Source organism: Geodermatophilus sp. CPCC 206100, from assembly GCF_048569675.1.
In the GTDB taxonomy this organism is placed as follows: Bacteria; Actinomycetota; Actinomycetes; order Mycobacteriales; family Geodermatophilaceae; genus Geodermatophilus.
In genome coordinates, this window is record NZ_JAQISV010000048.1 from 13,055 (window position 1) to 32,948 (window position 19,894).

Here is a 19,894-nt window from a genome sequence, read left to right on the forward strand (position 1 = left end):
CGGGCCGGCCACCGGGAGGCGGCCCCCGGTGCGGCCGGGACGGGGCGGCCTCAGCCGGCCAGCGAGGCCTCCCGCGAGGCCGCGGCCGCGCGGTCGGCGGCGCCCGCGTCCCGGCCCCGGGCCCGCCACCAGGCCTGCCCGCTCTCCGGCAGCGTGTCGATGGGGTCGTAGTAGGGATGGCGGCGCTCGAGGGCCGCGGCGTCGGCGCGCTCGATGCCGGTGCGGTAGTTCTTCGTCCAGTAGCTGATGCCGCGCTCGCGGTCGTACTCGGCGACCTGGTGCACCCAGCGCTTGCCCACGTAGGGGACGTCGCAGACGATCCGCGGGGTGGCGAACCCGGGCAGGTACCCCATGAGGTCGTGCTGCAGGGTCTGGGCGTGCGCCAGCGACACCCGCCAGTGCTCGGCGCTGGGCACCATGTCGCACATGTAGAAGTAGTAGGGCGTGATGCCGGCGCCGTCGAGCAGCGTGAAGCACAGGTCGAGCAGCTGGGGGGCGGTGGCGTTGACCCCGCGCAGCAGCACGCCCTGGTTGCGCACGTCGCGGACCCCGGCCCCGAGCACCGCCCGGGCCGCCTCGGCGACCAGCGGGGTCACCTGCTGCGCGGCGTTGACGTGGGTGTGCACGGCCAGGGAGACGCCGCGCTCGCGGGCGGTCCGGGCCAGGCGGCCCAGGCCGGCGACGACGTCGTCCTGCAGCCAGTGCTGCGGCAGCCCCATGAGCGCCTTGGAGGCCAGCCGGATGTCGCGCACCGACTCGATCTCCAGCAGCCCGGCGACGAACGCCTCCAGGGTGCGGAACGGCAGGTTGGCGACGTCCCCGCCGGAGACGACGACGTCCCGGACCCCGGGGGTGGCGCGCAGGTAGGCGAGCATCTGGGCCTGCCGGTCCACCGGCTTGAGCGCGAAGCGCAGCTTGTCCACCGCCGGCGTGGAGTTGCCGACCAGGTCCATCCGGGTGCAGTGACCGCAGTACTGCGGGCAGGTGGACAGCAGCTCGGCCAGCACCTTGGTGGGATAGCGGTGGGTGAGGCCCTCCACCGCCCACATCTCGTGCTCGTGCAGGGAGTCGCGGGCGGCGTGGGGGTGGCTCGCCGCGTCGCCGGGCAGCCGGTCGGAGGCCACCGGCAGCATGTAGCGGCGCACCGGGTCGGCGCGCAGCGCCGCCGAGGTGGGGACGGCGTCCGGGACCATCGTGTTGAGCATCTGCGGCGGCAGCAGCAGCGACATCGTGGCGCGGCCGGCCTGGTCGGCCGCGACGTCGGCGTAGAAGGCCTCGTCGAGCAGGTCCCCGTACACGCCGCGCAGCTGCCGGACGTTCTTCACGCAGTGCGCACGCTGCCACTGGGCACTGCGCCACTCCGCCGCGGAGACGTCGGCGAAGCCGGGCAGCCGGTGCCAGTCGGGCTCGACCAGGTCGCGGGCGGTGTACTCGTAGGGCTGTTCCAGCACGGTCGGCGCGCCTCCTCGTCCACTCTCCCGGCGACCATACGGGAGATCCTGCGGTTGCTGAGCTCTGGCACGATAGGTTCTCCATGATGAGAGGGCTGATGACGACGAACGTGTTGCCGGCGGAGCGCGCGCTGGGGGTCCACCGTGTCCTCGCGCCGGCCGGGGTGCTGCCGCAGGCGGCCGAGCGGCTGGACGCCGACCCGGCGGTCGGGCCGGACGAGGTGCGCATCGCGATACAGCGACTGAACCTCGACGCCGCGTCGTTCCGGCAGCTGTCGGAGGCCTGCGGCGGGGACGGCCCCGCGGTGCGGTCGGCCGTGCTGGACATCGTGCGCAACCGCGGCAAGGTGCAGAACCCGGTCACCGGCTCGGGTGGGATGCTCCTCGGCGTCGTCGACGCGGTGGGGGAGGAGTCCCCGCTCGGCCTGGCCGTCGGCCAGCGGGTGGCCACGCTGGTGTCGCTGACCCTCACCCCGCTGCGGATCACCGACGGCCTGGCCGGCTGGGACGGGCGCTCCGAGCAGGTCCCCGCCGAGGGAACGGCGATCCTGTTCGCCCGCTCGATCGCCGCCGTGCTGCCCGGCGACCTGCCCGACCCCGTCGCGCTCGCCGTCCTCGACGTGTGCGGTGCGCCGGCCGCGACCGCCCGCGTGGTGCGGCGCAGCGGTGCGCGGTCGGTGACCGTCCTGGGGGCGGCGGGCAAGTCCGGCTGCCTGAGCCTGGCCGCCGCGCGGGCGGCCGGAGCCACCGAGCTGACCGGGCTGGTGCGCGACGACCGGGAGGCCGCCGCGCTCACCGCGGCGGGCCTCGCCGACCGCGTCGTGGTGGCCGACGCGACCGATCCGCTGGCGGTGGCCGCGGCGGTCGGCACCCCGGCCGAGGTGACCGTCGTCTGCGTGGACGCGCCCGGCGCCGAGCACGGGGCGGTGCTGGCCACGGCCGAGGGCGGCACCGTGGTCTTCTTCTCCATGGCGACGTCGTTCGCGCAGGCGGCGCTCGGAGCGGAGGGGATGGCGGCGGACGTGACCATGCTGATCGGCAACGGCTACACGCCGGGGCACGCGGCCCTGGCCCTGGACCTCTACCGGTCGACCCCGGGCGTGCGGGCCCTGCTCGACCCGCGGGTGCGGGCATGACCCTGCTGGTCACCGACGTGACGGTGGGCGACCGCCCGGGCCGCGCGGTGCGGATCGAGGACGGCCGGGTCGCCTGGCTGGGCGACGCCGCCGACGCCGCCCCCGCCGACCGGCGGATCGCGGGGGAGGGGGCGCTGCTCACGCCGGCCTTCGTCGACGCGCACGTGCACGCCACCGCCACCGGCCTGGCCCTCACCGGCCTGGACCTCCACTCGAGCGTGAGCCTCGTGGACGCCGTCGCGTCGATCGGCGCCCAGGCGCGCACCGCGCCGTCCGGGATCCTGCTGGGCACCGGCTGGGACGAGACCGGCTGGCCCGAGGGCCGGGGCCTCACCCGCGCCGACGTGGACGCCGTCGTCGGCGACCGGCCCGCCTACCTCGCCCGCGTCGACGTCCACTCCGCGACGGTCTCCACCGCGCTGCTGGACCGGGTGCCCGGCATCGCCGGCCTGCCCGGCTTCGACCCCGACGGCCGGCTGCGGCTGGACGCCCACCACGCCGCCCGGCGGGCCGCCTACGGCGCCGTGGACGCCGGGCAGCGACGCGCCGCCCAGCGCGCCACCCTCGACGCGGCGGCCGCGCTCGGCATCGGCAGCGTGCACGAGATGGCCGGCCCCGAGGTCTCCGGCGCGGACGACCTCGCGGTGCTCCTCGCGCTCGCCGCCGAGGAGCCCGGCCCGCTGGTCCTCGGCTACTGGGGGGAGCTCGCCGAGCGCGGCGGGCTCGACGTGGTGCGCGAGCTCGGCCTGGCCGGCGCCGGCGGCGACCTGTTCTGCGACGGCGCGTTCGGCTCGCACACCGCGGCGCTGAGCGCCCCCTACACCGACCGGCCGGACACCGCGGGCAGCCTGCGCTTCGCGACCGCGTCCCTGGTCGACCACGTGCGGGCCTGCACGCGGGCCGGGGTCCAGGCCGGGTTCCACTGCATCGGCGACGCCGCCGTCGAGCAAGTGCTCGACGCCGTCGGCACCGTGGTCGAGGAGCTGGGCGCCGCCGCCGTGCGCGCCTGCCGGCACCGCCTGGAGCACCTGGAGATGGCCGGTCCCTCGGCGGTGGCCCGGATGGCGGACTGGGGGATGGTCGCCAGCGTCCAGCCGGCGTTCGACGCGGCCTGGGGCGGCACCGGCGGCATGTACGCCGAGCGGCTGGGCCCCGGCCGGGCACCGGCCTGCAACCCGTTCGCCGACCTCTCCGACGCCGGTGTCGCCCTCGCCCTGGGCAGCGACGCCCCCGTCACCCCGCTGGACCCCTGGGGCGGCGTGCACGCCGCCGTGGACCACCGCACGCCCGGCTCGGGGCTGCGGCCCTTCGACGCCTTCGACGCGGCCACCCACGGCGGCTGGCACGCCGTCCGGGCCGAGCACCCCGCCGGGCCGCTCGCGGTCGGGGCGCCGGCGCACCTGGCGCTGTGGGCGACGCCGTCCACGCTGTCGGACGTCCTGGCCGGCCGGGAGCGCCCGGACTGCCGGCTGCTGCTGGTCGACGGCGACCCGATCGGAGCCCTGCCATGACCGACCCCTCCGTCGGTTTCCGCGCAAATCGACCACGGCTGGAGCTGGACCCGCTGCTGGTGGCGCGGGCGCGGGAGCTGGCCGGCCGGGCCGCCCAGCCGGTCGTGGACCTGGCGCGGCGGCACACCACCGTCTCCGTGGAGCGGGCGGTGCTGCGGCTGGCCGGGCTCACCGGCACCGATCCGGTCACCGGGTCGGTGGCCGCCGACGGCCCCGTCACCGACCGGGTGCCCTGGGTGAACCGGGTGGTGGACGCCGTCCGCGAGCAGGTCGGCCTGGAGTCCGGCGTCGCCCTCCCGGTCTGGCACGCCCTCGCCGCGGGCGGCACCCTCGCCGGGCTCGCCGAGCAGGTCGGGGCGGGGACGGCGCGGTTCACCGTGCCCTCCGGCGCGGACGCCGAGCGCGCCCGGGACGCCGCCCGCGACGCGGTGGCCGCCGGCATCGCCCGGATCGACGCCCAGCGTGCCCGCCGCGAGGAGCTGGTCGCCCGGCTCGGGGACCCGCCGCGGCGGCCCTGGATCTACCTGATCGTGGCGACCGGCGACATCCACGAGGACATCCCGCAGGCCCAGGCCGCCGCCCGCGCCGGCGCCGACGTCATCGCCGTCATCCGCTCCACCGGGCAGTCGCTGCTGGACTACGTGCCCGAGGGCGCCACCCGCACCGGCTACGCGGGTACCTACGCCACCCAGGAGAACTTCCGGCTCATGCGGGCGGCGCTGGACGACGTGGGCGCGGAGCTCGGCCGCTACGTCCGGCTGACCAACTACGCCAGCGGCCTGTGCATGCCCGAGATCGCCGTCCTGGCCGGGCTGGAGCGGCTGGACATGATGCTCAACGACGCCATGTACGGGATCCTCTTCCGCGACATCAACCCGCAGCGCACCTTCGTCGACCAGCGGTTCAGCCGGATGGTGCACGCCCGCGCGGGGATCGTCATCAACACCGGCGAGGACAACTACCTCACCACCGCCGACGCCGTCGACGAGGCGCACACCGTCACCGTCAGCCAGCTGCTCAACGAGACGCTGGCGAAGGAGGCCAGCCTCGAGGACTGGCAGCTGGGGCTGGGCCACGCCTTCGAGATCGACCCCGACCGGCACGAGTCCTTCCGGCTGGAGCTGGCGCACGCGATGCTCGCCCGCGCGCTGTTCCCCGACGCGCCGCTGAAGTGGATGCCGCCGACCAAGCACATGACCGGCGACGTGTTCCGCGGCTACCTGCTCGACGGCTTCTTCAACCTGGCCGGCGCGCTCACCGGCCAGGGCATCCTGCTGGTCGGGATGATGACCGAGGCCGTCGTCACCCCGTGGCTGTCCGACCGCGACCTGGCGCTGCGCAACGTCCGCTACGTTCTGGACGCCGCCGGCGGGCTGGCCGAGGACTTCGCCCCGCCGCGGGGCGGCTTCATCGACCGCCGCGCGCACACCGTGCTCACCGAGGCGGTGCAGCTGCTGGAGCGGATCGCCGACGAGGGGCTGCTCCAGGCGATCGCCGACGGCACCTTCGGCATCACCCGGCGGCCGCCGGACCGCGGCAAGGGCCTGGACGGCGTCGTCCGGCTGGGGCCGGAGGCGTACAACCCGGCGCTGGAGCTCCTGGAGCGAGTGCATGCCTGACGGGACCGTGATCCGCCCGTACGGGGACACCACCGGCGACGGGATGGTGCAGCTGTCGTTCACCCTGCCGGTGGCCCCCGGCCCGCGGGCGGAGGGCGCCGCGCTGCAGCTGGCCCAGAAGATGGGCCTGGACCCGGCGATGGTGGTGCACAGCCACGGCATCGGCGGTGGGGGTGGGACGGCAGGCGACGGCGCGGCGTTCACCTTCTTCGTCGTCTACGGCAGCGTCCGGCACCTGGTCGACCTCGACGCGGTGCACGTGGAGGAGCGTGCCTATCCGCTGCTGTCGCCGGCGGAGGTCAACGGCGCCATCCGCAGCGGCCTGCGCCGCAAGCTCGTGGTCCTCGGGGCCTGCATCGGCACCGACGCGCACACCGTCGGCATCGACGCGATCCTCAACCTCAAGGGCTTCGCCGGGGACAAGGGCCTGGAGTACTACCGCGAGCTCAGCGTGGCCAACCTCGGCGCCCAGGTGAGCGTGCCGGAGCTGGTCGCCCGCGCCCGGGCGGAGCGCGCCGACGCCGTCCTGGTCTCGCAGGTGGTCACCCAGCGTGACGCGCACCTGCGCAACACCCGCGAGCTGGCCGCCGCCTTCCGCGAGGCGATGGGGGAGTCCCGCCCGCTGCTGGTCGTCGGCGGCCCGCGCTTCGACCCGGCGATGGCCGGCGAGCTCGGCGTCGACAAGGTCTTCGGCCGGGGGACGACGCCCGGCGAGGTCGCCAGCTACCTCGTGTCCACCCTCGTGCCCGCCGGAGCTGCCCCGTGAGCGACGACCCCCGCCTCGGCCTCACCGTCACCCACCGCCGCTACGTGCCGTACGCCGCCGCGCACTACGGCGGGGACCTGGTCGACGGCGCCTACGCCCTCGGCATGTTCGGCGACGTGGCCACCGAGGTGGCGATCGTCCTGGACGGCGACGAGGGGCTGCTGGCCGGCTACACCGAGGTCCGCTTCCTGGGCCCGATCCGCGCCGGCGACGTGCTGGAGGCGACCGCCGAGGTGGTGCGCATCGGCCGGCGCAGCCGCGAGCTGCGCTGCACCGCCCGCGTCGTGGCCCGCGCCCAGCCCGAGCGGGGGCCCTCCGCCGCCGGCGTGCTGGACCCGCCGCAGACCGTCGTCGAGGCCACCGCCACCCTCGTCGTCCCGGGACCCGCCGGCACGCCGTAACGAACAGGTCACGAGTCGTACCGCGGTCCGCCGGGGACGCGGCGGCCGCCGGTGCCCTCCTTACAGTCCCTGCAGTTCCACTCCGGGAGCACCGGCACGTGCTGCCCCGGACCAGTCGCACCGGCCCCCGGCCGTGCGGACGGCGCCCGCCGTACCGCGGTCCGGGTCGCAGGGGCCGCCGGCTGACCGGGGGAGGACGCACCGGGCCACCCGGCGCAGGCCGCCCCGGCCCGCACCACCGGACAACGGCCCGCCGGTCGCCGCCAGCGACCGGCCGCGCCGGCCCGGGAGTGCGGCGACCGCGGCCCGGCCTCCGCCGGCGCCACCGGGAGGCCCCGGCACGGACGACGCCCGTTCCGGCGAGCGACCGGCACGGACCGCCGGGATGGGATGCTGGGCCCGACCGCGGCAACGACGCCGGCGGTCGGGGCCCCGTCCGACCGGCGCGGGGCAGGCAGCGCGCGGCAGCGCCGGGTACACGGGAGGCGACGGTGGGATCGGTCGCCCCGGGCACCCTGGAGCGCTCGGCGGAGCAGCCGCGGCCCGCGGCCCGGCCCGGCCGGCGCGCCTGGCCCTGGCGCACCCTCCTCGCCGCCGCGGGCGGGCTGCTGCTCCTGCTGGCCTTCCCCGGCCCCGCGGTCTGGGTCCTCGCCCCCCTCGGCCCGGCCGCCCTGGCCCTCGCCGTCCGCGGTCAGCGGGCCCGCTCGGGGGCGTGGCTGGGCCTGGTCTGCGGCCTGGCCTTCTTCGTGCCGCTGCTGTCCTGGAGCGGCATCTACGTCGGCTCGTTCCCGTGGCTGGCGCTCGCCACCTCCCAGGCGCTGTCGTTCGCGCTGCTCGGGGCGGCGACGGCGGCCACCTCGCGGCTGCCGCTGTGGCCGCTGTGGGCGGCGGCCCTCTGGGTGGCCCAGGAGGTCCTGCGGGGGCGGGTACCGCTGGGCGGCTTCCCCTGGGGGCGGCTGGGGCTGAGCCAGACCGAGGGCCCGTTCCTGTCCTACGCCGCCTACGGCGGGGTGCCGCTGGTCGGCTTCGCGGTGGCGCTGACCGGCACGCTGCTGGCCGCCGCCGTCCTGGCGCTGGTCCACGGCCGCGATCGCAGCCGCCGCCGCGCCGGCGTCCTCGCCGCGGCCGGCGCCCTCGCGGTGCCGCTGCTCGGCGGGCTGGCCTGGCTGCCGCTGCCCGGCCCGTCGCTCACCGAGGGCGGGCCGACCCGCACGGTCGCGGTCATCCAGGGCGACGTCCCCCAGCCGGGGCTGGAGTTCAACGAGCGCCGCCGCGCCGTGCTCGACAACCACGTCACCCGGACCGTGGAGCTCACCGAGGCGGTGGCCGCGGGGGAGCGCGCCCAGCCCGACCTCGTCATCTGGCCGGAGAACAGCTCCGACATCGACCCCTACGTCAACGAGGACGCCGCCCGCGCCATCAGCCGGGCCGCCACGGCGATCGACGCCCCGATCCTGGTCGGCGCGGTGGTCGACGGCCCGGGCCGGTTCATCAGCAACACCGGGATCGTCTGGGACCCCGCGGACGGCCCGGGCGACACCTACGTCAAGCGGCACCCGGTCCCGCTGGCCGAGTACGTGCCCGCCCGCGACTTCTTCCGCCTGTTCAGCGACAAGGTCGACCTGGTGCGCCGCGACTTCGTGCACGGCACCGGGGTCGGGGTGCTGGAGATGGGCGGCGCGCAGGTCGGGGACGTCATCTGCTTCGAGGTCGTCTACGACGGGCTGGTGCGCGACGTCGTCCGCGCCGGGGCGGGGATGATCGTCGTCCAGACCAACAACGCCACCTTCGGCTACACCGACGAGAGCGAGCAGCAGCTGGCGGCCAGCCGGCTGCGCGCGGTCGAGTTCGGCCGCACCGTGGTCGTGGCCGCGACCAGCGGGATCTCCGCCGTCGTCGCGCCCGACGGCTCCCTGGCGGCCCGGTCGGAGCTGTTCGAGCCGGCGGTGTTCGTCGAGGACGTCGCCCAGCGCGACTCCACCACGGTGGCCGAGCGGCTGGGCGCGGCGCCGGAGTGGGTGCTCACCGCCCTCGGCGCCGGCGCCCTGCTGACCGTCGTCGTCCCGGGGGTGCGGCGCCGGGCCCGGCGGAGCGCGGCGTGACCCGGGTCCTCGTCGTCGTCCCCACCTACGACGAGGTGGACAACCTGGCGCCGATCCTGGACCGGCTGCACCGCAGCGTGCCGGAGGCGCACGCGCTGGTCGTCGACGACGGCTCGCCGGACGGCACGGGGGAGCTGGCCGAGGAGCTGGCCGTTCGCGACCCGCGGGTGCACGTGCTGCGCCGGCCGGTCAAGACCGGCCTGGGCCCGGCCTACGTCGCCGGTTTCCGCTGGGGCCGGGCGCGCGGCTACGACGTCCTGGTGGAGATGGACGCCGACGGCTCCCACCACCCCGAGCAGCTGCCCGACCTGCTGGCCGCGCTCGCGGACGCGGAGCTGGCGCTGGGCTCCCGCTACGTCCCGGGCGGGCGGGTGGCGGGCTGGTCGCGGCACCGGCTGCTGCTGTCCCGCGCCGGCAACCTGTGGACCCGCTGGGCGCTGCGGCTGCCGCTGGCCGACGCGACCGGCGGGTACCGCGCCGTCCGGGCCGACCTGCTGGACCGGCTGCCCCTCGACGACGTCGCCAGCCAGGGCTACTGCTTCCAGGTCGACTGGGCCTGGCGGGCGGTCCGCGCGGGCGCCCGCGTGGTGGAGGTGCCGATCACCTTCACCGAACGCCGGTTCGGCAGGAGCAAGATGAGCGGTTCGATCGTTGGAGAGGCGTTGGTACGGGTCACCTGGTGGGGCCTGCTGGACCGGCTGGCCGACCGGCTGCCGGGCCGGGTCCCCCGCCCCGTACCGGGACGGGTCCGCGACGGCGGGCGGTCGACAGCGGTCCGGTAGGCGGGCCGGGGCCGCCGGCACGGGCGGGCCGAGGAGAGCCGTGGGACGCCGTCTGCGGGTGCTGGCCGGGCTGGGCCCCCTGGCCGAGGTGGCCGTGTTCATCCTGGTCGCCTCGTGGCTCGGGGTGGGCTGGACGCTGCTGGCCGCCCTGGCCACCAGCGTGCTGGGCTGGGCCCTGCTGGCCCGGCAGGGCACCCGGGCCCTGACCGAGCTGCGCGAGCGTGCCCGGGAGCGCCGGCCCTCCGGCCGCGCCCTCGGGGACGCCGGGCTGATCGCCGTGGGCGGGCTGCTCATGGTGCTGCCCGGGTTCCTGGGCGACGTCGTGGGCCTGCTGTGCCTGCTGCCGCCGACCCGGTTCCTGGTCCGCGGGCTGCTGGCCCGGGTGCTGGCCGACCGGTTGCCCGTGCAGCTGCGCGGGCCGGTGCACGTCCGCAGCCGCCGGGCCGAGGGGGTGCCCGCACCCGGCCCGCGGCCGGCCGGGCCGCCGCTGGTGATCGAGGGTGAGGTCGTGCGGGACGAGCCGGCCGGCCGCTAGGCGGACGGCACCCGGGAAGGGCAGGCTGGTCCGGATGCCGACGTCACGGTCACGGCGCGGTCCCCGGCCGGGACGCGGAACGGCCCCGGTGGGGGAGTCCCACCGGGGCCGTTCGTGACGTGCACCCTCCGCGCGGGCGGAGGGGTCTTCGCTCAGCTGGCGCGGGTCCGCCGGCCGCGCAGCACCTCGAGGCGCTCGGCCAGGACCTCCTCGAGGTCCTCGACCGAACGGCGCTCCAGGAGCATGTCCCAGTGGGTCCGCGGCGGCTTGACCTTCTTGGGGGCCGGCTCGGCGCCACCGACCAGCTTGGCCGCGGAACCGTCGAACTTGCACTCCCACGTGTCGGGGAGCTCGGCGTCGTCAGCGAAGGGCACGCTGAACAGGTGACCCGAAGGGCACCGGTACTCCGCGTACTGCCGCTCGATCGGCGCGGTGTTCCGCTCGGTCTCGTAGCTCACGCTGCCCAGTCGGCTACCCCGCAGGGAACGCTCGCCCATGGCACACCGTCCTCTCGTGCTGGTGGTGTCGGTCCGAACACGTCGTCGCAGGCAGGGGTACCCACCGGACGGCGCAGTCGAAAGAACCAACGACAGATTTCGCGAAGAGATTCCGCGGAGTCGGTTCCAGATCATCTCATGGGGTGGTATAGCGACGTGCAGGCACCCCCGGACGGGTGATCAGGGGAGGGCCAGCTGCCCCGGACCGGCCGCCGTCGGGCCCAGCTGGCCCAGGACGTGGTGCCGCCGGCAGAGCACCTGGTAGTGCACCTCGGCGTCGCGCTCGCCGGGTGCCGGGGTGGGCGCGGTGTCGGCCACCACGACCGTCTCGCCCTCCCGGACCATCGCGCCGTCCACCACGCGGGCGTTGAGCAGGCCCGGCAGCCCGCACCAGCACAGCACCTCCACCTGCACCCGCTGGACGTCGTCGGCGACCTCCAGCAGCCGCTGGGTGCCGGGGAACAGCCGGGTGCGGAAGTCGGTGGTGAGCCCGAAGGCGTAGACGTCGACGTGCGACTCGTCCACCAGCTCGGCCAGCTGGTCGACCTGGGCGGCGGTGAGGAACTGCGCCTCGTCGACGATCAGGTAGTCCACGCGGGTGCCGCCGGCCCAGCGCTCGCGGACCAGCAGCACCAGGTCGGTGCCGACGTCCACCTCCACCGCCTCCCGGCACAGCCCCACCCGGGAGCTGATCCGCGGCTGCGCCGACCGGTCGCCCTGGGTCAGCAGCAGCCCGCTGCGGCCCTGCCGGCTCTGGTTGTGGTCGACCTGCAGGGCGAGCGTCGACTTCCCGCAGTCCATGGGGCCGTGGAAGAACCGCAGGTGCGCCGGGGCGGGGTGCCGGCGCCGGTCGCCGGCCACCGGGACGGCGGACAGCACCCGGCCGCTGCGGGCGTCGACCTCGAGGGCGGAACTCACAGTCGCTCCGGTGGGGTGTTCCCGGCCGCGACGACGGCGCGGCGGATCGGCAGGGCGGCCAGCGCGACGAAGCCGGCCACGAAGAACACGACGAGGCTCACGATGGCCAGCCGGTAGGAGCCGGTCAGCTGGTAGGTCAGCCCGAACGCCAGCGGGCCCAGCCAGCTCGTCCCGCGGTCGCTGATCTCGTAGAAGCCGTAGTACTCGGCCTCCTTGCCGGCCGGGATGAGCTGGCTGAACAGCGACCGCGACAGGGCCTGCGTGCCGCCCTGCACCAGCCCGATGACGGCGGCGAGGGCGTAGAACTGCCCGACCGCGCCGGCCTCGAGGAAGTAGGCGGCCACCAGCACCACGATCCAGGCCACGAGGGCGCCCAGGATGATCCGCTTCGCGCCGTACCGGGCGGCCAGCCGGCCCAGCCCCAGCGCGCCGGCGATCGCCACCACCTGGACCATCAGGATGGCGCCGGTGAGCACCGACTGTTCCAGCCCCAGCTCCTCGGTGGCGTACGTGGCCGACAGCGAGATCACCGTCTGGACGCCGTCGTTGAACAGCAGGTAGGCGCCGAGGAACCACAGCGTCAGCGGGAAGGCCCGCATCTCGCGCATCGTCGTCGCCAGCTGCCGGAAGCCGCTGCGCGGCCGGACGCCGGTCTCGCGGACGGGCCGGTTCCTCAGCCGGGACACGGTGAAGACGGTGAACGCCCCCCACCACAGGCCGGCGCTGGCCAGGCAGATGCGCACCGCCTCCCCGGTGGTCAGGCCCAGCGACTCCGCGCCCAGCACCAGCCCGAGGTGGACGGCGAGCAGCAGCGCGCCGCCGACGTAGCCGAAGGCCCAGCCCCGGCTGGAGACCGCGTCGCGCTCGTCGGGGCCGGCGAGGTCGGGCAGCCAGGAGTAGTAGACGACCGTTGCCGCCCCGAAGCTGATGTTGGCGACGACGAACAGCGCCGCGCCCAGCAGGTAGCGGCCGTCGGCGACGAAGAACAGCCCGGTGGTGGCCACCGCGCCGAGGGCGGCGAACCCGGCCAGCAGCTGCCGCTTGCGGCCGGTGCGGTCGGCGACGGCGCCGGTCAGCGGCAGGACGAGCACCTGCAGCACCACCGACACCGACAGCACGTAGGAGAACCAGCTGCCCGGGGGGATCGACAGGCCCAGCACCGGCAGCCGCCCGTCGGGGCCGACGGCGTCCTCGGCGACCGACGTCAGGTAGGGCCCGAGGAAGACCGTGGTGACGCTGGTGTTGAACACCGACATCGCCCAGTCGTAGGAGTACCAGCCGAAGCGCTCGCGGCGCAGGGCCCGGTCGGCGGAGGGGGCGGTCGGGTCGGCGGCCGTCGTCACGGGCGCAGGGTGTCAGCCGGAGGGTGACCGGTCCAGCACGGGCCGGTCACGGGATGTCGTCGGGGACGACGCCACCGGGGAACGCGGCGGTGGCCGTCGTCGGCCGCGTCGGGTCCAGGTGGGCGGGGCGGTCGGTGGGCTCCCCGGCCCGCAGGGGGACCAGCCCGCGGGTGATGGCCGCGGCGATGCGGGTGCGGGCGCGGTTGGCGTCGCCGACCCGGCCCGGCTGCAGGTCCTCGAAGAAGACCGCGGGACCGATGTGCACCCGCAGCGCCGGCTGCCGCCAGAACGCGCGCAGCAGGGTGCGCAGCTTGCCCCAGTCGTTGGCGTACTGCAGCACCTCGTGGGCGCCCCACTGGCTCACCGGGATCACCGGGACGCCGGCGGCCAGCGCCATGCGCGCCAGGCCCGTGCGCCCGCGCTCGGGCCACCCGTCGGGGGAGAGCCCGACCCGGCCCTCGGGATAGGCGACGACGTGGCCGCCGTGGGCCAGGGCCACCTGCGTCACCGTCAGCGCGTGCGCGGCGACGTCCGTGCCCCGGTCGACCCGGATGCCGCCGGCGCGCTCCAGCAGCGGCCCCACCACCGGGGCGCGCAGGATCCCGCCGGCGACCATGAACCGCGGCACCACCCCGGCCCGGTGCAGCGCGGCGGCCACGACGAAGGTGTCGAAGTCGCCGATGTGGTTGACCGCCAGCAGCAGCGGGCCTCGGAGCCACTCCTGCGGGATCGACCCGGTGACCTGCAGGCGGCCGAACACGCTGGGCAGCCAGGAGAACCGCCGCAGCATGAACCGCCAGAACCACCACGGCGGGCTCGCCGCGATGGCGATCTCGCGGGCGAACCACTCCGGGTCGTCGGGGCCCACGAGGTGCGCCACGTCGCCGGGGAGCGGCGGCGGGGCCGGCCGCCAGGTCCGGAGCCGCCGGCCGAGGGTCACCGGGAAACCCACTGCCCGCGCGCCTCCAGCAGGCCGCGCAGCAGCGCCGGGCGGTCGGTCATCACGCCGTCGACGCCGAGGTCGAGCATCGTCGTCGCCTCCTCCTCGGTGTTCACCGTCCACACGTGCACCTGCAGGCCGCGGGCGTGCGCGGCGGCGACGAACCGCTCGTCGACCAGCGCGCGCCCGCCCAGCTGCAGCGGCACCTGCGCGCAGCCGGCCTCGATGCGGACCAGCCCGGCCGCGCGGGGGGAGTAGGACGACAGTCGCAGCGCCGCCACCCCGCGTGGGCCCAGGGAGGTGCACACCGAGGGGCCGAACAGCCGCCGGGCCGCGGCGATCCGGGCGTCGGAGAACGAGGCCAGGCAGATCCGGTCCTCGACCTGCAGCCGGCGCACCGTGCGGACCAGCGGCGCCAGCACGCCCGGGGCCTTGATGTCGAGGTTGAACCGGGTGTCGGGCCAGGCGCCGAGCAGCTCGTCGAGCCGCAGGATGGGCTCGCGGCCGCCGATGCGGGCCGCGGAGACCTCCCGCCACGGCAGCTGGTCGACCCGCCCGGTCCGGTCGGTCACCCGGTCCAGGACAGGGTCGTGGAAGACGACCGGCACCCCGTCGGAGGTGACCCGGACGTCGGTCTCCAGGTACCGGTAGCCCAGGGCGACGCACGCCTCGAAGGCCGGCATCGAGTTCTCGAGGTGCTCGATCGCGCCGCCGCGGTGCGCCATGGCGATGGGGGTGGGCCCGTCGAGGAAGGCGTACCGCACCGGGACCACGCCGACACGCTAGCTGCGCAGGTCCCCGCGCCGGTCAGGGCCTCGTCCCACCCGCCCGTCGCGCCCCCGGGGTCCCGGCCGTGCGACCCTCGACCGCGGCCGCCATGCGGTCCACGATCCGCTCCAGGACCGGGCGCGGAGTGGCCAGGTTCAGCCGCACGTGCCCGGCGCCGGGTGCGCCGCACTCGGGGCCGTCGACCAGGGCCACCCCGGCGCGCTCGAGGAAGAACGCCCCGGCCGACGTCGGCAGCTCCAGCGCGCGGCAGTCCAGCCAGGCGAGGTAGGTGCCCTCCGGCGGGGTCCAGCGGACCTGCGGCAGCCGCTCGGCCAGCAGCTGGCCCAGCCGGCGCCGGTTGCCGTCCAGGTAGTCCAGGACGTCGGCCAGCCACGCCGCGCCCTCGGTGTAGGCGGCGGTGGCCGCGAGCACCCCGAGGGTGGAGGCGCCGTGCACCGCGAAGAAGCCCACCCGCGCCCAGTGGTCGGCGTCGGCCTGGTTGGACAGCACCAGCTGTGCGGCCTTCAGCCCGGGCAGGTTCCAGGCCTTGGACGCCGACGTCGCCGTGACGGTGTGCCCCGCCGTGGCGGGGGAGAGGGCGGCGTAGGGCCGGTGCACCGCACCGGGGTACACCAGCGGCGCGTGGATCTCGTCGGCGAACACCCGGGAGCCGGTCCGCTCGACGACGTCGGCCAGCGCCCGCTGCTCGTCCTCGGTGAACACCCGGCCCAGCGGGTTGTGCGGGTTGGTGTGCACCAGCAGCCCGCCACCGGTCAGGGCCCGCTCCAGGCCGTCGAGGTCGTAGGTGACCCGGCCGTCCCGCTCCACCATCGGCACCTCGACCAGCTCCCGGCCCAGCAGCCGGGGAACGACGAGGAAGGGCATGTAGGCCGGGGTGGGCAGGACGATCGGGGTGCCCGGCGGGGTGAAGTGCTCCACCGCGGCCTGCAGGCCGGCCAGGACGTCGGACAGCGGGGTGATCCACTCCGGCGGCACCGGCCAGCCGTGGCGGTCGGCGTACCAGCCCGCGCAGGCGCGGGCCATCGCCGTCGCGGCCTCCGGCGTCAGGTAGCCCATGGCGCCGCGGTCGACCGCCGCGTGCAGCACGCGGGCGACCTCCGGCGCGGTGCCGAAGTCCATCTCGGCGACGAACGCACCGATCGCCGGGCCGTAGCGGGTCCACTTCAGGGCGCCGGAGGCCCGCAGCGCCTCCTCGGTCAGCGCGTCGAACCCCGCCGTCCGTTGCTCGGACACCGCGCTCCTCCCTGTCCGGCGACCGCTCGCCGTCGTGTCGGGCGTGTCCCCCGGGTCTGTCGGTGGGGCCGTCTACCGTGCGCTGCGTGGCCAAGCAACTCACCGCTCAGGGAACCGACGAGGAGGCGACGACCGATTCCGCGCTGCCCAGCCCCCGCCGGGGGAGCGGCAGTGAGCGCCGCTGCGGCTGGTGCCGCCGGGTGCTGCCGAGTCAGGGGTCGGTGGGCCGTCCCCGCCAGTACTGCGGTCAGGCGTGCCGGCAGCGTGCCTACGAGCAGCGGACGGCGACGGCGAAGGCCGGGCTGTCCGGCGACGTCGTACTCGTCACCCGCGCCGAGCTCGACGGCCTGCAGGACCGGCTGTACCAGCTGCGCTGCGCGCTCGAGGACGTCCAGACCCTGCTGAGCGAGCGGCCGACCAAGGCCGAACTGGAGCGCACCCTGGCCGACCTGGTCCACTCGACCGGCCGGCTCGACAAGCTCTGGGTCTCCGAGCGCGCCGGCTGATCGCTGGCGGGCCGTCAGCCGTCGTCCTCCTCCTCGCCCTCGCCCTGCTCCACCCCGTCCTCGGGATCGCTGAGGTCGGGGACGTTGTCCGACGAGGGGTCGTTCTCGTCGTCGGTGTCGGTGTTGATCTCCTCCTCGTCGCTCGTGCCGTCGCGCTGGTCCTGCCCGGCGGCCTGGCAGGCGGTCATCGTCGCGCCGCCTCCGAAGAGCGCCAGGGCGGTCATCAGTGCGGCGATCGGTCGTCGGAGTTGCATGCTCCGACCCTAGGCAGCAGCCGGTCGGCCCGCCCGTCGAACAGCCCACCCACCGGTGTTTCCGTCACTGTGACGTAATGACCGGTGGGTCAGCGGTTCGGGGAAGGGGCGGGCACCCGAGGGCACCGGCGGCCGGACGGTGCCTGGCGGGCGGATGGCCTGCGGGTCGGGTGGTCGCCGCGTGGACCGGCCGGCCGGCAGACAGCACGGGGCGGCCGGCGCGACGGGCCGGACCGGTCGCACAGGGCTCGGCCGGGCGGGCAGAACCGATCGGGCGCGACGGGCGGCGCCGAGCGGTGACGCGACGGGATCGACAGCGACCGCGGACGTCGCCGCGGCGCCCGTGCCGACGTCGACCGGCGGTCACCGGTCGTCCGCACGCGCGTGCGGCGACGCGGATGAGCTCCGGGTGCGGCGCCCGGGACCGGCGTTCCAGCCCCTCTCGACCACCGTCCCCGCTACGCCGATAATGCACATTATGTCAAGTAGTGCGGCGCGGCCCCGCTCCCCGGCGGGCTACGCCAGGGTCAGGACGTCGTAGTCGGCGAAGCGCCGGTCCGCGGTGACGACCACCAGCCGCCGCCGCGCCGCCTGGGCGATGAGCATGCGGTCGAACGGGTCCTCGTGGTGTCGCGGCAGTGCGCCGGCGGCCAGGCCGTCCTCGAGCGTGACCGGCAACGACTCGAAGCCGTTGTGGGCCAGCTGCGCCCCCAGGTCGTCCGGGGCCGACAGCTTGCCCAGCGCCGCCTTGATCGCCATCTCCCACGCCGACGCGGCGGACACGGCGACCGAGGTCTGCGGGTCCTCGATCGCCGTGCGCATCGGCGGCGTCAGCCGGTCGTCGTCCCCGAGCCACCACAGCAGCACGTGCGTGTCCAGGAGCAGGCTCACCGATCCGACTCGCCGCGGAAGGCGGCCAGGACGCTCTCCGGCGTCTCGTCGAAGTCGTCGGCGACGACGACCCGCCCGCGCCACGAGCCGGGCACCCGGGGCTCACGGCGCATCCCCGCGGGCACCAGCCGGGCCACCGGCTTCCCGGCCCGGGCGATGACGACGTCCTCCCCCGCCTCCACCGCCTCCAGCAGCCGGGAGAGCTGCGTCTTCGCCTCGTGGACGTTGACGGTCCTGGTCATGGCTCCAGGGTATGGCTAACCCTGGCTAAGTCAATCGCCCCGCCGGATGTCGTCCCCCTCCGCCAGGATGACGCCCGCCGATCCCCACCGACCGCGAGGAGCCCACCGTGCCGGCCACCATCCGTCCGATCATCGTCACCCGCGACCTGGATCGGCTGCTCGCCTTCTACACCGGCCTGCTGGGCGCCACCGAGACGATGCGCTTCCCCGACGACGGCCCGGCGTTCTACGTCGGCCTCCAGGTCGGCGACTCCGAGCTCGGGCTCTCGTCCGACGGGTCGGTCGTCCCCGGCGAGCCCGGCCGGATGCTGCTGAGCATCGAGGTGGACGACGTCGACACGGCGCTGTCCCGGGTCCCGGCCCTCGGCGGCGCGGCCCCCGGCCCCGCCAACGACATGCCCTGGGGCCAGCGGGTCGCCCACGTGACGGACCCCGACGGCAACGTCGTCAACCTCACGCAGACCACCTGATCCACCCGGACCGGTGTTCCTGTCGGGAACGGTGCCGTTTCGGCTCCGGACGCCTTGACTCCGCATCTGCGGTGCCGCACCCTTCGGTGCCCCACGCAACCGTTTCCCCGCCGGAGCGCGTGAGGACGCGTGCCCGACCACATGGGGGAACTGCGATGAACGACAGCCGGAGGGCCCAGCACGTCCGCCGCCGACGCTCCGTGCACCCCGGCGGCGGGTCGGCGACGGTGGCCGGGCGGCTCGTCGACACCTCGACGCCCGTGCTGATCGTCAAGCTGGGCCGGTACCCGCTGCACCACGGCGGGGTGGGCGCCATCCGCTCGCTGGGACGCCTCGGGGTGCCGGTCTTCGCCATCACCGAGGACCGCTTCACCCCGGCCGCGGTGTCGCGGTACCTGAGCGGGCACGTGCCCTGGCCGACCACCGGTCTGGAGGACCCGCAGGCGCTGGTCGACGGGCTGCTCCGGATCGGCCGCGACATCGGGCGGCCCGCCGTCCTCCTCCCCACCGACGACGAGGCGGCGGTGCTGCTGGCCGAGCGGGCCGACGACCTGGCCGGGGCGTTCCTGTACCCCCGGGCGGCCGACCCCGGACTGGCCCGGCGGGTGGCCGACAAGTACGGCCTGCACGAGCTCTGCCAGAAGCACGAGGTCCCCGACGCCGACGCGGTCTGCCCGCGGTCCCCCGCCGAGGTCGAGGACTTCGCGCGCACCGCCCGCTTCCCCGTCGTCGCCAAGAACCGGGAGCCGTTCGGCCGGCTGCGTGCGCCGGCGGTCGGCTCCACGACCGTGGTCGAGAGCCCGGACCAGCTGCTGCGGCTGGCCGCCCGCTGGCCCGACGACCCCGGCGTCCTGCTGCAGGAGTACCTCCCCCGCGAGCACGCCGAGGACTGGATCGTGCACGGCTACCTCGGGAGCACCTCCACCCCCGAGGTCCTCTTCACCGGCGTCAAGGTGCGGTCGTGGCCGCCGCACGCCGGGATCACGACGAGCGCGGTCGTGGTCGACAACGCCGAACTGGCCGCGCTCGCGGCCGACTTCGCCGCGCAGATCGGCTACCGCGGGATCCTGGACCTCGACTGGCGCTACGACCGGCGCGACGGGCGGTACAAGCTGCTGGACTTCAACCCGCGCGTCGGGGCCCAGTTCCGGTTGTTCGAGACCCGGGGAGGCGTCGACGTCGTCCGGGCGCAGTACCTCGACCTGACCGGCCAGCCGGTGCCCGCCGGCGAGCAGGTCGAGGGCCGGCGGTTCGTCGCCGAGAACTTCGACCTCCCCGCGCGACTGGGATACGGGCGGCAGCCGCGGACGCTCCCGCCGCTCCCCCGGCGGCGGGCCGGCACGGAGCTGGCCTGGTTCGCCCGCGACGACCTGCGGCCCTGGTTGGCCATGGGTGCGCGCATGGTCCCGGTCATCGTCCGGCGGCTGCTCGACACGGGTCGCCGGCGGCTGGCGGTCCGCAGGGAGGCGGCGGCGCCGTCGACCCGCGACCTGACCCAGGCGCTCTGA

At 75.8% G+C, this 19,894-nt stretch carries 21 protein-coding genes; 11 read left to right on the forward strand and 10 right to left on the reverse strand.

Annotation, left to right across the window (positions count from 1 at the left end):
- Positions 1 to 50: 50 nt before the first annotated feature.
- The gene (locus PGN05_RS20455; protein WP_419754412.1) at positions 51 to 1,451 is read right to left on the reverse strand and encodes a KamA family radical SAM protein; all 1,401 of its coding nucleotides are present in this window, start codon (positions 1,449 to 1,451) and stop codon (positions 51 to 53) included.
- Positions 1,452 to 1,549: 98 nt separating this feature from the next.
- Here PGN05_RS20455 and PGN05_RS20460 point away from each other — a divergent pair, with 98 nt between their 5' ends.
- The 8 genes from PGN05_RS20460 (at position 1,550) to PGN05_RS20495 (ending at position 10,303) form a co-directional block, all read left to right on the forward strand.
- Entirely contained in the window at positions 1,550 to 2,587 is a 1,038-nt protein-coding gene (locus tag PGN05_RS20460; RefSeq protein WP_419754413.1) for an L-erythro-3,5-diaminohexanoate dehydrogenase, read from the forward strand.
- Entirely contained in the window at positions 2,584 to 4,098 is a 1,515-nt protein-coding gene (locus tag PGN05_RS20465; RefSeq protein WP_419754414.1) for an amidohydrolase, read from the forward strand. The genes PGN05_RS20460 and PGN05_RS20465 overlap by 4 nt, the downstream gene beginning before the upstream one ends.
- Positions 4,095 to 5,717 (forward strand): lysine 5,6-aminomutase subunit alpha, encoded by a 1,623-nt coding sequence (locus PGN05_RS20470; RefSeq protein WP_419754415.1) that lies wholly within the window; start codon positions 4,095 to 4,097, stop codon positions 5,715 to 5,717. The genes PGN05_RS20465 and PGN05_RS20470 overlap by 4 nt, the downstream gene beginning before the upstream one ends.
- Positions 5,710 to 6,483: an OAM dimerization domain-containing protein gene (locus PGN05_RS20475; protein ID WP_419754416.1), complete on the forward strand. Its 774-nt coding sequence runs from the start codon at positions 5,710 to 5,712 to the stop codon at positions 6,481 to 6,483. The genes PGN05_RS20470 and PGN05_RS20475 overlap by 8 nt, the downstream gene beginning before the upstream one ends.
- On the forward strand, positions 6,480 to 6,884 hold the full coding sequence (locus PGN05_RS20480) for a hotdog domain-containing protein (protein WP_419754417.1): 405 nt from the start codon (positions 6,480 to 6,482) through the stop codon (positions 6,882 to 6,884). Before PGN05_RS20475 ends, PGN05_RS20480 begins: the two co-directional genes overlap by 4 nt.
- Before the next feature lie 491 nt (positions 6,885 to 7,375).
- The gene (gene lnt, locus PGN05_RS20485; RefSeq protein ID WP_419754418.1) at positions 7,376 to 8,986 is read left to right on the forward strand and encodes an apolipoprotein N-acyltransferase; all 1,611 of its coding nucleotides are present in this window, start codon (positions 7,376 to 7,378) and stop codon (positions 8,984 to 8,986) included.
- The gene (locus PGN05_RS20490) at positions 8,983 to 9,768 is read left to right on the forward strand and encodes a polyprenol monophosphomannose synthase (protein WP_419754419.1); all 786 of its coding nucleotides are present in this window, start codon (positions 8,983 to 8,985) and stop codon (positions 9,766 to 9,768) included. Before lnt ends, PGN05_RS20490 begins: the two co-directional genes overlap by 4 nt.
- Positions 9,769 to 9,808: 40 nt before the next feature.
- A complete protein-coding gene (locus PGN05_RS20495) occupies positions 9,809 to 10,303 on the forward strand; it encodes an FxsA family protein (protein WP_419754420.1) in 495 nt (164 codons plus the stop codon).
- Between the two features lie 152 nt (positions 10,304 to 10,455).
- Here the strand turns inward: PGN05_RS20495 and PGN05_RS20500 are convergent, their stop codons facing one another.
- The 6 genes from PGN05_RS20500 to PGN05_RS20525 all read right to left on the reverse strand — a co-directional run bounded on the left by PGN05_RS20500 (position 10,456) and on the right by PGN05_RS20525 (position 16,023).
- Positions 10,456 to 10,800, reverse strand: coding sequence for an RNA polymerase-binding protein RbpA (locus PGN05_RS20500; protein WP_097206458.1), 345 nt, complete (start codon positions 10,798 to 10,800; stop codon positions 10,456 to 10,458).
- 180 nt (positions 10,801 to 10,980) lie between these two features.
- Positions 10,981 to 11,718: a thymidine kinase gene (locus PGN05_RS20505; protein WP_419754421.1), complete on the reverse strand. Its 738-nt coding sequence runs from the start codon at positions 11,716 to 11,718 to the stop codon at positions 10,981 to 10,983.
- Positions 11,715 to 13,061 carry an MFS transporter gene (locus PGN05_RS20510; RefSeq protein ID WP_419754422.1) on the reverse strand — a complete coding sequence of 449 codons (1,347 nt, stop codon included), beginning with the start codon at positions 13,059 to 13,061 and terminating at the stop codon, positions 11,715 to 11,717. The genes PGN05_RS20505 and PGN05_RS20510 overlap by 4 nt, the downstream gene beginning before the upstream one ends.
- A 46-nt stretch (positions 13,062 to 13,107) precedes the next feature.
- Positions 13,108 to 14,013, reverse strand: coding sequence for a lysophospholipid acyltransferase family protein (locus PGN05_RS20515; RefSeq protein WP_419754423.1), 906 nt, complete (start codon positions 14,011 to 14,013; stop codon positions 13,108 to 13,110).
- A complete protein-coding gene (locus tag PGN05_RS20520) occupies positions 13,998 to 14,774 on the reverse strand; it encodes a glycerophosphodiester phosphodiesterase (RefSeq protein ID WP_419754424.1) in 777 nt (258 codons plus the stop codon). Before PGN05_RS20520 ends, PGN05_RS20515 begins: the two co-directional genes overlap by 16 nt.
- Positions 14,775 to 14,808: 34 nt before the next feature.
- Positions 14,809 to 16,023 carry a MalY/PatB family protein gene (locus PGN05_RS20525; RefSeq protein WP_419754425.1) on the reverse strand — a complete coding sequence of 405 codons (1,215 nt, stop codon included), beginning with the start codon at positions 16,021 to 16,023 and terminating at the stop codon, positions 14,809 to 14,811.
- Positions 16,024 to 16,109: 86 nt separating this feature from the next.
- On the opposite strand from PGN05_RS20525, the gene PGN05_RS20530 reads away from it, so the two are divergent.
- Positions 16,110 to 16,529: a hypothetical protein gene (locus tag PGN05_RS20530; protein WP_419754426.1), complete on the forward strand. Its 420-nt coding sequence runs from the start codon at positions 16,110 to 16,112 to the stop codon at positions 16,527 to 16,529.
- 14 nt (positions 16,530 to 16,543) lie between these two features.
- On the opposite strand, the gene PGN05_RS20535 is transcribed toward PGN05_RS20530, so the two are convergent.
- The 3 genes from PGN05_RS20535 to PGN05_RS20545 form a co-directional block, all read right to left on the reverse strand.
- Complete coding sequence (locus PGN05_RS20535; protein WP_419754427.1) at positions 16,544 to 16,783, reverse strand: hypothetical protein; 240 nt, start codon at positions 16,781 to 16,783, stop codon at positions 16,544 to 16,546.
- Between the two features lie 516 nt (positions 16,784 to 17,299).
- The gene (locus PGN05_RS20540) at positions 17,300 to 17,674 is read right to left on the reverse strand and encodes a type II toxin-antitoxin system VapC family toxin (RefSeq protein ID WP_419754428.1); all 375 of its coding nucleotides are present in this window, start codon (positions 17,672 to 17,674) and stop codon (positions 17,300 to 17,302) included.
- Positions 17,671 to 17,916, reverse strand: coding sequence for a type II toxin-antitoxin system Phd/YefM family antitoxin (locus PGN05_RS20545; RefSeq protein ID WP_419754429.1), 246 nt, complete (start codon positions 17,914 to 17,916; stop codon positions 17,671 to 17,673). The genes PGN05_RS20540 and PGN05_RS20545 overlap by 4 nt, the downstream gene beginning before the upstream one ends.
- Before the next feature lie 107 nt (positions 17,917 to 18,023).
- Here PGN05_RS20545 and PGN05_RS20550 point away from each other — a divergent pair, with 107 nt between their 5' ends.
- Positions 18,024 to 18,386: a VOC family protein gene (locus PGN05_RS20550; protein WP_419754430.1), complete on the forward strand. Its 363-nt coding sequence runs from the start codon at positions 18,024 to 18,026 to the stop codon at positions 18,384 to 18,386.
- Positions 18,387 to 18,541: 155 nt separating this feature from the next.
- Complete coding sequence (locus PGN05_RS20555; protein WP_419754431.1) at positions 18,542 to 19,894, forward strand: hypothetical protein; 1,353 nt, start codon at positions 18,542 to 18,544, stop codon at positions 19,892 to 19,894.